14 protein-coding genes are annotated in these 11,854 nt (G+C 63.1%); 2 read left to right on the forward strand and 12 right to left on the reverse strand.

Annotated features, from left to right (window positions below; all coding sequences use genetic code 11):
- The coding region (locus WAW17_RS08735) for a hypothetical protein (protein WP_422332588.1) at positions 1 to 191 on the forward strand (191 nt) is incomplete at its 5' end.
- Between the two features lie 270 nt (positions 192 to 461).
- On the opposite strand, the gene murA is transcribed toward WAW17_RS08735, so the two are convergent.
- Entirely contained in the window at positions 462 to 1,724 is a 1,263-nt protein-coding gene (murA, locus tag WAW17_RS08740) for a UDP-N-acetylglucosamine 1-carboxyvinyltransferase (protein ID WP_422332589.1), read from the reverse strand.
- 55 nt (positions 1,725 to 1,779) lie between these two features.
- Here murA and WAW17_RS08745 point away from each other — a divergent pair, with 55 nt between their 5' ends.
- A complete protein-coding gene (locus WAW17_RS08745) occupies positions 1,780 to 2,355 on the forward strand; it encodes a cob(I)yrinic acid a,c-diamide adenosyltransferase (protein WP_422332590.1) in 576 nt (191 codons plus the stop codon).
- On the opposite strand, the gene WAW17_RS08750 is transcribed toward WAW17_RS08745, so the two are convergent.
- From WAW17_RS08750 to WAW17_RS08800, 11 genes are all read right to left on the reverse strand, one after another.
- Positions 2,356 to 2,778: a DUF2550 domain-containing protein gene (locus WAW17_RS08750; protein WP_422332591.1), complete on the reverse strand. Its 423-nt coding sequence runs from the start codon at positions 2,776 to 2,778 to the stop codon at positions 2,356 to 2,358.
- A gap of 48 nt (positions 2,779 to 2,826) precedes the next feature.
- Complete coding sequence (locus tag WAW17_RS08755; RefSeq protein ID WP_422332592.1) at positions 2,827 to 3,195, reverse strand: F0F1 ATP synthase subunit epsilon; 369 nt, start codon at positions 3,193 to 3,195, stop codon at positions 2,827 to 2,829.
- A gap of 6 nt (positions 3,196 to 3,201) precedes the next feature.
- Positions 3,202 to 4,653 (reverse strand): F0F1 ATP synthase subunit beta, encoded by a 1,452-nt coding sequence (gene atpD, locus WAW17_RS08760; protein WP_422332593.1) that lies wholly within the window; start codon positions 4,651 to 4,653, stop codon positions 3,202 to 3,204.
- A gap of 3 nt (positions 4,654 to 4,656) precedes the next feature.
- Complete coding sequence (locus WAW17_RS08765; protein WP_422332594.1) at positions 4,657 to 5,637, reverse strand: F0F1 ATP synthase subunit gamma; 981 nt, start codon at positions 5,635 to 5,637, stop codon at positions 4,657 to 4,659.
- A gap of 48 nt (positions 5,638 to 5,685) precedes the next feature.
- The gene (atpA, locus tag WAW17_RS08770) at positions 5,686 to 7,329 is read right to left on the reverse strand and encodes a F0F1 ATP synthase subunit alpha (protein ID WP_422332595.1); all 1,644 of its coding nucleotides are present in this window, start codon (positions 7,327 to 7,329) and stop codon (positions 5,686 to 5,688) included.
- A gap of 61 nt (positions 7,330 to 7,390) precedes the next feature.
- Positions 7,391 to 8,218 carry a F0F1 ATP synthase subunit delta gene (locus WAW17_RS08775; RefSeq protein WP_422332600.1) on the reverse strand — a complete coding sequence of 276 codons (828 nt, stop codon included), beginning with the start codon at positions 8,216 to 8,218 and terminating at the stop codon, positions 7,391 to 7,393.
- Positions 8,219 to 8,223: 5 nt separating this feature from the next.
- Positions 8,224 to 8,781 (reverse strand): F0F1 ATP synthase subunit B, encoded by a 558-nt coding sequence (locus WAW17_RS08780; protein WP_422332596.1) that lies wholly within the window; start codon positions 8,779 to 8,781, stop codon positions 8,224 to 8,226.
- A gap of 9 nt (positions 8,782 to 8,790) precedes the next feature.
- Positions 8,791 to 9,036 (reverse strand): ATP synthase F0 subunit C, encoded by a 246-nt coding sequence (locus WAW17_RS08785; RefSeq protein WP_005252955.1) that lies wholly within the window; start codon positions 9,034 to 9,036, stop codon positions 8,791 to 8,793.
- Positions 9,037 to 9,121: 85 nt separating this feature from the next.
- Entirely contained in the window at positions 9,122 to 9,946 is an 825-nt protein-coding gene (gene atpB, locus WAW17_RS08790; protein WP_422332597.1) for a F0F1 ATP synthase subunit A, read from the reverse strand.
- A 290-nt stretch (positions 9,947 to 10,236) separates the two neighbouring features.
- Positions 10,237 to 10,707: a hypothetical protein gene (locus tag WAW17_RS08795; RefSeq protein WP_422332598.1), complete on the reverse strand. Its 471-nt coding sequence runs from the start codon at positions 10,705 to 10,707 to the stop codon at positions 10,237 to 10,239.
- Between the two features lie 19 nt (positions 10,708 to 10,726).
- On the reverse strand, positions 10,727 to 11,854 hold a 1,128-nt coding region (locus WAW17_RS08800), incomplete at its 5' end, for a glycosyltransferase family 4 protein (RefSeq protein ID WP_422332599.1).

Raw genomic sequence — 11,854 nt, forward strand, 5'->3', positions numbered from 1 at the left:
AAAATTTGGCACTGACATTCATCGACACACTGTTGAGTTCTCAAAGAACACGCACACACCATCACCACCAGCAACACACACCAGCCGATCCGGGGCAACTCTCCCAGTCTATCCGATCAACCACACCAGCGCAAACCAGCGAGCCGAACCAAAAAAACCGGGACGAAGCACAACCATACAAGCCACTGTGACTCCGGATTACCAGGCGCCCTACGTCCAACCTCGTGTCCCCGACCTTGCAGCCGGGGTTGGTGTCCGTGTCGCTCTGACTTGGAATAAGTTACGCGAAAGCAAACCCCTTGCCAAACCGCCAGGTCAGCGCGTCCGATCCCGGCGTTCCCGCTGGTCAACCCGGGGCGCCGCTCCCCCTCGGCGATATCGACACTCCCCCTCGGCGCTGTGATGCGCGACACCACACCGCGGGCTCTCGGGCTTACCCAGAGGTGGACGTGGCTCGAGAGTCAAGACTCGCTACCCACCCGTTCGATCTGTCCCCCCAGATTCTGAAGAATCTCGACGAAGTACGGGTAACCACGATCGATGTGAAAAACGTCGTGCACTTCGGTCACCCCGTCGGCGACGAGACCTGCCAGGACAAGGCCGGCACCCGCCCTGATATCCGAGGACCAGACCGGCGCGCTCGACAGCAGCGGGATCCCGCGAATCACCGCGTGGTGACCATCGGTACGTGCATCGGCACCCAGCCGGATCATCTCCTCGACAAAGCGAAACCGTGCCTCGAAGACGTTTTCGGTGATCATCGAGGTGCCCTCCGCAATCGCGGCAAGACCGATAGCCATCGGCTGAAGATCGGTGGGGAACCCCGGGTAAGGCAGCGTGGCGAAGTTGACCGCTGTCGGCCGCTCCCTCTGGACAACCCGGAATCCGTCCGCCTCGACGGTGACCTCGGCACCTGCCACCCGAAGCTTGTCCAGGACCAGACCGAGGTGTTTGGGGTTGACTCCGCGAACCCTCACGTCGCCGCGAGTCATCGAGGCGGCGATCCCCCACGTCGCCGCCACGATGCGGTCGCCGATGACACGGTGAGTGGTCGGCTCGAGTTTGGTGACACCGTGAATCGTCAAGGTGGACGTGCCGGCACCGCGAACCTTTGCACCCATCTGATTCAGCATGTTGCACAGATCGACGATCTCCGGCTCACGAGCCGCGTTGTCGATCACGGTCTCGCCGTTCGCAAGAACAGCGGCCATCAAAATGTTCTCGGTAGCACCCACCGACGGAAAGGCGAGTCTGATGTTCGCGCCGTGCAGATCGTCCGCCTCAGCAACGACACAACCATGCTCGATGGTGCTGTGCGCACCGAGCAACCGCAGACCGGACTGGTGCATGTCGAGTGGTCTCGACCCGATCGCGTCACCACCGGGAAGCGCAACCACGGCCCGCCGGCATCGCGCAACCAACGGTCCGAGAACGCACACCGAGGCGCGAAACTGGCGCACCGCAGCGAAATCCGCATGATGCTTCGGTTCCGCCGGGGTAGTGATGCGGACAACGGAACCCTCGAGTTCCACGTCACAACCGAGGCCGCGCAGAACTTCGGCCATCAGGGGGACATCGAGGATGTCGGGACAATTGGTGACAACCGTCGTGCCCTCGGCCAGCAACGCAGCCGCCATCAGCTTCAGAACGCTGTTCTTCGCGCCCCCCACAGACACTTCACCCTCGAGGCGGTTACCGCCGGTGACAAGAAAGCGTTCGCTCACAGACAACAGCCTAGAGCCAGAGAGGTCGACCACGGAGGCCGGTACCGTAACCCGTATGGCCGTTCATCTCACGAAGATCTACACCCGTACCGGCGACGACGGGACGACGGGACTCAGCGATTTCTCCCGTGTATCGAAGAATGATCCACGACTGATCGCTTATGCGGACTGCGACGAAGCGAACGCTGCAATCGGCGTCGCCTTGGCGCTGGGCGATCCGCCGAAAGAGATCACGGCGATCCTGCGCCAGATCCAGAATGATTTGTTCGATGCAGGCGCGGATCTTTCCACTCCCGTTGTCGACGAGCCCAAGTACCCGCCGCTGCGGATCACCGATGACTACATCGATCGCCTCGAAGCATGGTGCGACGAGTTGAACGAACAACTCGAACCACTGAATTCTTTCATTCTTCCCGGTGGAACCGTATTGGGCGCCCTGCTGCACGTGGCCCGGACCGTGACACGGCGGGCTGAGCGGTCTGCCTGGGCGGCGGTCGACGCGCACCCGGAGGACACCGGCGCACTGCCGGCGAAGTACCTCAACCGGCTATCCGACCTGCTCTTCATCATTGGCAGACTGGCGAATCCCGGAGGAGACGTGCTTTGGCGGCCGGGAGCGGGCAGAGCCTGATCAGAGGCGGCGGCCCCGAACCGATCGGCCGGAGGGTCGTGACTCGACCCAGGACAGGAATGCGGTCGCCGCTCCCGCATCGAGCGCGATTTCATAGCCCTTGTCCCGGTCCTTGACCGACAGGATGACTATTTCGTGGCTCATGATGTCGAATTCGGACCCGACGGGTTTCCGTCGGCACTCGACCTCGATGCCCTGCCGTTCGATTCTGGAATCGGGGCCGGGGCGCAGGCTGGACAGTTTGTAGAAGACGAGTGAACCTTCGCCATATCGGATGACGCCGTGACGCCATCCGGTGTCCCCCACGGCAGGCGTCACGCGGAGGATCGCCGCGGTACCACCGCGGCGCAGAACTGACAGTCGATACAGAAAGACCGCGACGAAAGCTGCGAGCAGCACCACCAGAATGATCAACAAACTCATTCCGATAGTCACTGTTCGTCGGCTCCGTCGCGGTCTCTCACGTACAGTCTAAGCGCGCTCGACGGCCCGCAGCTGACCCTTGGCGACAGCAATCGCCTCGAGGTCCTCCGGGTTTTCGGCAAGCACAGCCTTGGCTGCGTCGACGTCGATGTCCTCGGCCATGTCCGCAGACTCGGCGAGGATCGTGACTGTCTGCGCGGTCACGGACAGGAATCCGCCGTGCACTGCGGCGACGACACGCTCACCATCGGTGGTCGTGATCGCGACCACGCCACCTTCGACGAGCTGTCCGAGAACTGGCTCATGCCCAGGCATGACACCGATTTCACCCTCGGTCGTCTGCGCACTGACGAGAGACGCCGAACCAGACCACAACCGTCGTTCGACAGCGACAAGTTCCACGGTCATCTCAGCCATCGTCGACTACTTCCCGGCGATCTTCTTGGCTGCAGCCTCGACGTCGTCGAGTCCACCGCAGCTGTTGAACGCCTGCTCGGGCAGGTGATCGAGCTCGCCCTTGCAGACGCGGTCGAACGCCTCGATGGTGTCGCGCAGCGGCACCACAGAACCGGGCTCACCGGTGAACTTCTCTGCAACGATGAAGTTCTGGCCGAGGAACTTCTGCAGGCGGCGGGCCCTGCCGACGAGGACCTTGTCCTCTTCCTGCAGCTCGTCCATACCGAGGATCGCGATGATGTCCTGCAGTTCCTTGTACTTCTGCAGGATTCGCTTGACCTCGTTGGCAACCCGGAAGTGCTCGGCGCCGACGATGCCGGGCTCGAGAATCCGGGAAGTGGAGGTGAGCGGGTCCACAGCCGGGTAGATACCCATCTGCGAAATCGGACGCGAAAGCTCGGTGGTGGCGTCGAGGTGCGCGAACGTGGTAGCGGGCGCCGGGTCGGTGTAGTCATCGGCGGGGACGTAGATCGCCTGCAGCGAGGTGATCGAACGGCCGCGGGTCGACGTGATCCGCTCCTGCAGCTCACCCATCTCGTCGGCCAGGGTCGGCTGGTAACCGACGGCCGAGGGCATACGACCGAGCAGGGTCGACACCTCGGAACCTGCCTGGGTGAATCGGAAGATGTTGTCGATGAACAGAAGCACGTCCTGGCCCTGAACATCGCGGAAGTACTCCGCCATGGTCAGCGCGGACAGGGCGACCCGCATACGCGTTCCCGGCGGCTCGTCCATCTGACCGAAGACAAGGGCGGTGTCCTGGAGGACGCCCATCTCTTCCATCTCGAGGTGAAGGTCGGTGCCCTCACGGGTGCGCTCACCGACACCCGCGAACACCGAGGTACCGGAGAACTCACGCGCGATACGGGTGATCATCTCCTGGATCAGAACGGTCTTGCCGACACCGGCACCACCGAACAGTCCGATCTTTCCACCCTTGACGTACGGGGTGAGGAGGTCGATGACCTTGATACCGGTTTCGAGGATCTCGGTCTTGCCCTCGAGCTGATCGAAGGCCGGTGGCTTGCGGTGGATGCCCCACTGCTCGCCGTCCCGACCGAGGCCGGGGGTGTCGAGGCAATCGCCGAGGGCGTTGAACACGTGGCCCTTGACGACGTCGCCGACGGGAACCGAGATCGGCTTGCCCGTGTCGGACACCGAGGTGCCGCGGATCAGGCCGTCGGTGGGCTGCATCGACACTGTGCGCACCAGGTTGTCGCCGAGGTGCTGTGCGACCTCGAGGGTGAGCGTCTTGGCCACCGTGGGGAGCGCGATCTCGGCGTGCAGTGCGTTGAAGAGTTGAGGAACAGCGCCACGCGGGAATTCAACGTCCACGACGGGACCGATGACCCGCACGACGCGGCCGGCCACGAACGAGTCCGCGCCTGCCCCGTTGGTTTCGGTTACTGCTGCGGTCATTGCTTAGTCACTTCCTGCGCTCGAGGCAAGCGCATTTGCGCCGCCGACGATCTCGCTGATTTCCTGGGTGATCTGGGCCTGGCGAGCCTGGTTTGCCTGACGGCTCAGGGTTTCCACCAGTTCGTTTGCGTTGTCCGTCGCGGCCTTCATAGCGGTACGACGGGCGGCCGACTCCGACGCCGCGGCATCGAGCAGCGATGCGAAGATGCGGGTGCTGATGTACTTCGGCAGCAGGGCGCCGAGCAACTTGTCGGCTTCCGGCTCGAAGTTGTATCCGGCGACCGGCTCGGTGCTCGACCGTCCGTGACCGTTCGACAGCATGTCCTCACCGAGTTCGATGATCTCCTCGGAGACCGTGACCTCCAGCGGAGCCATCCGCCGGACCTCGGGGCTCTGGGTGAGCATCGACACGAACTTGGTGTAGACGATGTGCAACTCGTCGACGCCCTCGATGGTGCCTTCGCCGTTCGGCGCCGGCACCTCGGATCCGGAGCCGGCCATGAAGAGATCCACCAGGTGGCGGCTGGCCTTGGCGGCGTCTGCATAGCCCGGATCCTGTGAGAATCCGGTCCAGGCGCCGCCCAGGTCGCGGTCGCGGAAGGTGAAGTAGCCGAGGCCCTTGGCACCGAGCACATAGACGACCGGGTCCTTGCCCTCGCTGCGCAGCAGCGAGAACAGCTCCTCGGCCTCTTTGAGGACGTTGGAGTTGTAACCGCCACACATACCCCGGTCACTGGTGACGACCAGTACTGCGGCGCGCTTCGGGTTCGCCCGCTCGTTGAGCAACGGGTGATCGAGCGACGACGAGGCGCTCGCCAGCTCCGTGAGGACCTTGGTGATCTCCTCGGCGTACGGCTTGGACGCAGCCACGCGGGCCTGAGCCTTGGTGATGCGCGAGGTCGCGATCAGCTCCTGGGCCTTCGTGATCTTCTTGGTCGAGTTGACCGACTTGATGCGAGACCTCAGCTCGAGAATGCTTGCCATCGATCGATCACTCTCCCTTCGTGTTTCGCAGCGTCATGGTCACGGCGCTCACTTGGTGACGGTGGTGCGCTTGACGGTGACCTTTTCCTGGCCCACCTCGCCAGCGGGAAGGGCTTCGGCCTCGGCTTCGTTCACGACCCGGCTTCCGTCGGATGCGATGAAGCCTTCCTTGAACTTGTTTGTGGCCTCGACCAGCGCAGCAGCGTTCTCGGAGTCCAGAGCCTTGCCGCCCTTGATGTTCTCGTAGACGCCGGATGCGTTGCGGTGCAGGTCCTCGAGGAGCTCGGTCTCGAAGCGACGGACGTCACCGACGGGCACGCTGTCGAACACGCCTTCACCGGCGAGGTAGATCGACACGATCTGGTCCTCGACGGCGATGGGGCTGTACTGATCCTGCTTGAGCAGCTCCACGAGGCGAGCACCACGCTCGAGCTGGGCCTTGGAAGCAGCATCCAGATCCGAGGCGAACGCGGAGAACGCCTCGAGCTCACGGAACTGAGCAAGCTCCAGACGAAGCGAACCGGAAACCTTCTTCATGCCCTTGGTCTGCGCGGCGCCACCGACTCGGGACACCGAGATACCGACGTTGATCGCGGGACGGACGCCCTTGTTGAACAGGTCGGACTCGAGGAACACCTGACCGTCGGTGATGGAGATGACGTTGGTCGGGATGTACGCGGAGACGTCGTTCGCCTTGGTCTCGATGATCGGCAGAGCCGTCAGCGAACCGCCGCCGAGTGCGTCGGACAGCTTGGCCGACCGCTCCAGCAGACGGGAGTGCAGGTAGAACACGTCGCCGGGGTATGCCTCGCGTCCCGGCGGGCGACGCAGCAGCAGCGAGATCGCACGGTAGGCCTCGGCCTGCTTGGTGAGGTCGTCGAAGACCACCAGGACATGCTTGCCCTGGTACATCCAGTGCTGGCCGATCGCGGAGCCGGTGTACGGAGCGAGCCACTTGAAGCCGGCGGAATCCGAGGCCGGGGCGGCGACGATGGTGGTGTACTCCATCGCGCCCTGCTCCTCGAGGGCAGCCTTGACGCCCGCGATGGTGGAGCCCTTCTGGCCGATCGCGACGTAGATGCAGCGAACCTGCTTCTTCTCGTCGCCGGACTCCCAGTTGGCCTTCTGGTTGAGGATCGCATCGACGCAGACTGCCGTCTTGCCCGTCTTGCGGTCGCCGATGATCAGCTGGCGCTGCCCGCGTCCGATCGGGGTCATGGCGTCGATGGCCTTGATGCCGGTCTGGAGCGGCTCCTCGACGGGCTGACGCTCGAGAACCGATGCGGCCTGCAGCTCGAGAGCGCGGGTCTCGTTGCTCTCGATGTCGCCGAGGCCGTCGATCGGCTGGCCGAGCGGGTTCACGACACGGCCGAGGAAGGCGTCGCCGACGGGTACCGACAGCACGTCGCCGGTCCGCTTGACTTCCTGGCCTTCCTGAATGTGCTCGTAGTCGCCCAGGATGACGGCACCGATTTCGGTGGCATCCAAGTTGAGCGCGACGCCCAGAATTCCGCCGGGGAACTCCAGCAGTTCGTTGGCCATCGCCGACGGCAAGCCACTGACGTGCGCGATGCCATCGCTGGTGTCGGTCACAAGGCCGACCTCCTCGCGGGAGGCCTCCGGGGAGTAGCTCGCGGTGTAGTTCTCGATCGCACTACGGATCTCGTCGGAGGAGATCGTCAGCTCCGCCATGTTTTTCCTGCTCTCGGTGTCTGGTCTTCGAAAAGAGTCTGGGTATGTGTTCTGTTGCGGACTACTTGAGGGACTTCCGGAGCGCTGCGAGACGTCCCGCTGCGCTGCCGTCGATCACCTCGTCGCCCACCCGGACGACCATTCCGCTGAGGAGTTCAGGATCGACCACCACGTGAACCGTCACCTGCTTGCCATAGGTTCGGGCGAGGGTGGCGGTCAGCCGATCCGTCTGCTCGCTGGTGAGCGCAGCAGCACTGCGCACCTTGGCGACAACGGTTTCCCGTTGTGCTGCAGCCAGATTCGACAGCGCGTCGAAGGCATCCGCGGGTGCGGACTTCTTCAACCGGCCCACTGTCTGAATGGCGAGCGCTTCGGTGATCGCAGTGACCTTGCCGTACAGCAATTTCGAGAGCAGGTCACGCTTGCCCTTCGCAGGCACGGAACGGTCGGACAGCGCCTGCTCGAGCTGCGCATCTCCCGCCACGATTCGGCCGAGACGAAAGAGTTCGTCCTCGACCGTGTCGAGCTGTCCCTGATCGGCGGCTGCCTTCAGCAGCGACTCCCGACCAAGGAGTACCAGCGAGTTGAGCAGGTCGGAGACGGCGGACCAGTCCTGGCCCACCGCCGCCTTCAGGGTAGCGAGTGTTCCCGCGGAGACCTTGGCGCCGAACACCTGCTCGGCCAGACCTTCGCGAGCGGTTCCCGCCATCGAGGTGTCCGACAGAGCACTGCGCAGAGTGCGCTGATCGTCCAGGGTCTCGATGACCGAGAACAGCTCGGCCCCGATCTGGGCTGCGACCGCTGCGCCCTCTCCGACGGAGGCGGACCCCAGGGCCGAAGACAACGCAGACCGGGTCTGCGTCAAGGCCTCACGGCTCGCTGCGTACATGGTGCTCACTTCCCTGCTGCGGAATTTGCGCCGACGGTATCGAGCTCACTCAGGAAACGGTCGATGGTGCCGGACCGCTTGACGTCGTCGGAGAGGGACTCCCCGATGACCTTCTCTGCAAGATCGACCGCGGTGCGGCCGAGCTCTCCACGGAGTTCGGTCACGATCTGCTGACGCTGAGCGACCAGCTGGTTGTGGCCCGCGGCCACGATACGGTCGCTTTCTTCCTGAGCCTGTGCCTTCATCTCGGCGATGATCTGCTGCCCCTGGGTGCGCGCATCCTCACGGATCTGCGCAGCTTCGGTGCGAGCCTCGGCGAGCTGAGCACGGTACTGCTCGAGTGCTGCCTTTGCTTCGGCCTGGGCTTCTTCGGCCTTCTTGATGCCGCCTTCGATCTGCTCGGTTCGCTCGGCAAGCACCTTCTGGAACATCGGAAGGACGTACTTCCAGAAGACGAAACCGACGATGGCCAGGCAGACGAGCGACCAAACGATGTCATACGTCGCGGGGAGGAGAGGATTATGCTCTTCCTCTGCCGCGAGCAATACGATGTTGGTTGCCATGATTCGGTCTTAGAAGATGAAGCCGGCGACGAGGCCGATCAACGCGAGGGCTTCGGTGAAGGCAATACCGAGGAACATCGTGGTACGGACCTGTCCGGCCATCTCGGGCTGGCGGACCATGCCCTCGATCGCCTTACCGACAACGATGCCCACGCCGATGCCGGGGCCGATCGCGGCGAGGCCGTAGCCGATGGCTCCGAAGCCCGTCGAGTTGGTCTCCTGGACAGCTTCCTGAGCAAGGTAGGCGAGGCTCATGGTGTTCCGTTCCCTTTCTGTTGACCTCCGCCGGAGTCGGCGTGAGGCTCAGTTCTTGGTGTAGCTGGTCGTGAAATCTGTGGTGTTAGTGCGAATCCGCGTGGAGCGCCAGATCGATGTACACGGCGGTCAGCAGCGCGAAGACGTAAGCCTGCAGCGCGATGACCAGAAGTTCGAAGAAGGTCATCGCGATACCGGCAGCGAGTGATGCCACACCGAACACGGCCTGGAAGCCACCCGAGGTGAAGAAGAAGAACTGGGTGGCGCTGAAGAACAGCACCAGCAGGATGTGGCCGGCCAGCATGTTGGCCATGAGACGAACCATGAGCGTGAACGGCCGGAGGATGAACGTCGAGATGAACTCGATCGGAACAAGCAGGAAGTGCAGTGGAAGCGGAACCCCCGGGACCACGATGCTGCTCTTCACGTACTTGAAGAATCCGTACTTCTTGATGCCCACGTAGTTGAAGACGACGTACGCGAGTGCAGCCAGCACCAGCGGCATGCCGATACGAGCGTTGGGCGAGATGTTGATGAACGGGATGACGCTGCCGAGGTTACTGGCGAGCACCAGGAAGAAGATGGTGGTGAGGACTGGAAGGAAGCGTTTTCCCTGTTCCTTGCCCAGAATGTCCTCCGCGATGTTGATGCGGACGAAGTCCAGTGCTATTTCGCCGGCGTTCTGGATGCCGCGGGGCACGATCTTCGGGCTGCGCATCGCGATGACGAAGAACAGCATCATCAGGCCGGAGAGCAGGATGCGAACCAGCATCAGGCGGTCGAGTTCGAACGGAGTCCCCTCGAACAGCACCGCAGGCGGGTAGAAGTCGTTCAGGGAAGGCGCGTGGAATTCTCCAGCGGCCAAAGTGATGACGCTCAGCGTTCTCTCCCGTAGTCGGTCCGCAGCCATAGTTGACTGCGGTTCGATCGGACATTGACGATCAAACAAGTCGACAAGTTCGACTCGCGTATTCGTCAGCTGCAGAGAACCTGAAACAGTGTTCCGCGTCTGTCGGTGTCGGCGACTCTCGTCGACTCGATGACCCTGGTAATTGCGGTCATCTATCAGCGTGCAATACCGGCAAGCAACTCACTCGCGGCGCCATTGCTCTCGCTTGACCCAGACCTTATCAAGTCATCTACGACGTTGTGTAGACGGGGTCAGCGAGAATTCAATTATCACTACATCTCGTAGTACTACTACCGGTCGGGTTCCGCAGATCCCGCGCCGCCCGGTGTCCGAGGTTCGACGTAAGGCACCTTCGTCGCCAGCACCCCAAAGGTTTCAGCGCCCAGCACGATCACCAACGACAACACCATGACCAGCACCAATGCCGTCGAATCGTAGAAGTCGAGGGGTTTGAGTACCGCCAGCACCACGATCGCGAGAATCATCTTCAACAGCCAGGTCCCGAGCAGCACCGCACCTGCGGTCACAGCCGGCAGTTTTGCGGTGAACAGAACCCCGAGCGCTGTGAACAGGATGAAGCCGCCACCTACCGCAGCGCCGAGCAGCACACCGTAGAGACCCGGCTTTCCGGCCAGCAACGCTGCGACGATCGAGCCCACGACCGCCAGAACGAGCAGTCCGAGAACTCCGTAGCGGACGGCGGCCCGGAGCGAGGCGGTCTGGTCGGGGACAGGAGCAGCATTGAACGTCACGGTCGCCAAGGGTAGTGGATGCGTGGCGTCAACGGTCCTGCTGCTGGCCGCGGATGGACGGCACAACCGTGACCACCAGGGCAAATACCAGTCCACCGGCCACCAGAAGAACCACTACTCGACGGTCGAACAGTGCTGACCCGACAGCGCCGAACGCCAGAACACCCACCCACAAATAGATCAAGAGGACCACTCTGCGGTGGGAGTGCCCGATCTGCAGCAGACGGTGGTGGAGGTGCATCTTGTCCGGGCTGAACGGGCTCACTCCGGCGCGGGTGCGCCGGACTATGGCCAGGAGCAGGTCGAGAATCGGAATGAACATGACCGCCCCGACGAGGAGAAGCGGCGAGAGCAGCCCGAGAAGGTCCCGGGTGCCGTATGCGGTGAGAGGGATCCGCCCGGAGGCACTGGTCGAGATGGCCGCGAGCATCAGCCCGATCAACATCGATCCCGAATCGCCCATGAAGATGCGGGCGGGCTGGAAATTGTGGGGCAGGAATCCGAGGCAGGCGCCGGCCAGGGCGGCAGCGATCAGGGCGGGCGGATAGACGCTGACATCTCCGCCCTGATCGTGGAGAAGCCCGACCGAGAAGACACAAATCGCCAGTGACGAAATGAGGCCGAGGCCCGCAGCAAGACCGTCGAGGCCGTCGACGAAGTTCATGGCGTTGATCATGACGACTGCCACGGCCACGGTGAAAAGGCCCGCCTGGAGTTGATCGAGGATCACGGTGCTGCCGGCACCGAATGGCATATAGACGATGAACCAGCTCACGCCCATCACGACGAGGATGCCCGCCGCGGTAACCTGCCCGACGAACTTGGTGAGTGCGTCGAGACCCCATCGGTCGTCGATCACCCCGACCAGCACGATGACGAACCCGGAGACCAATGCCGCCGGAATGTCCTGGGTGAATTCGAAACCCCTGGTCAAGGCCGGAAGTTGCTGGGCAAAGAGGAGCGCAACCAGCATTCCGAGGTACATTCCGACCCCGCCGAGGCGAGGAGTCGGGGTGACGTGGACGTCGCGGTCCCGCGGGACGGCCACCGCCCCGAACCGCAGTGCGAAGAGCCGGACTGCGCCGGTGGCGAGAAAGGTGACCACCGCAGCGGTGAAGAGGACGAGCAGGAGTTCGCGCAGCGGGACACCCGCTCC

It is taken from the genome of Rhodococcus sp. (in: high G+C Gram-positive bacteria), from assembly GCF_049286785.1.
GTDB lineage: Bacteria > Actinomycetota > Actinomycetes > Mycobacteriales > Mycobacteriaceae > Rhodococcus_F.

What these genes read in the sequence shown, in the direction of transcription:
- WAW17_RS08745 (WP_422332590.1), top strand. Translation starts at nt 1,780, where the DNA reads ATGGCCGTTCATCTCACGAAGATCTACACCCGTACCGGCGACGACGGG.
- WAW17_RS08750 (WP_422332591.1), bottom strand. Translation starts at nt 2,778, where the DNA reads ATGAGTTTGTTGATCATTCTGGTGGTGCTGCTCGCAGCTTTCGTCGCG.
- WAW17_RS08755 (WP_422332592.1), bottom strand. Translation starts at nt 3,195, where the DNA reads ATGGCTGAGATGACCGTGGAACTTGTCGCTGTCGAACGACGGTTGTGG.
- atpD (WP_422332593.1), bottom strand. Translation starts at nt 4,653, where the DNA reads ATGACCGCAGCAGTAACCGAAACCAACGGGGCAGGCGCGGACTCGTTC.
- WAW17_RS08765 (WP_422332594.1), bottom strand. Translation starts at nt 5,637, where the DNA reads ATGGCAAGCATTCTCGAGCTGAGGTCTCGCATCAAGTCGGTCAACTCG.
- atpA (WP_422332595.1), bottom strand. Translation starts at nt 7,329, where the DNA reads ATGGCGGAGCTGACGATCTCCTCCGACGAGATCCGTAGTGCGATCGAG.
- WAW17_RS08775 (WP_422332600.1), bottom strand. Translation starts at nt 8,218, where the DNA reads ATGTACGCAGCGAGCCGTGAGGCCTTGACGCAGACCCGGTCTGCGTTG.
- WAW17_RS08780 (WP_422332596.1), bottom strand. Translation starts at nt 8,781, where the DNA reads ATGGCAACCAACATCGTATTGCTCGCGGCAGAGGAAGAGCATAATCCT.
- WAW17_RS08785 (WP_005252955.1), bottom strand. Translation starts at nt 9,036, where the DNA reads ATGAGCCTCGCCTACCTTGCTCAGGAAGCTGTCCAGGAGACCAACTCG.
- atpB (WP_422332597.1), bottom strand. Translation starts at nt 9,946, where the DNA reads ATGGCTGCGGACCGACTACGGGAGAGAACGCTGAGCGTCATCACTTTG.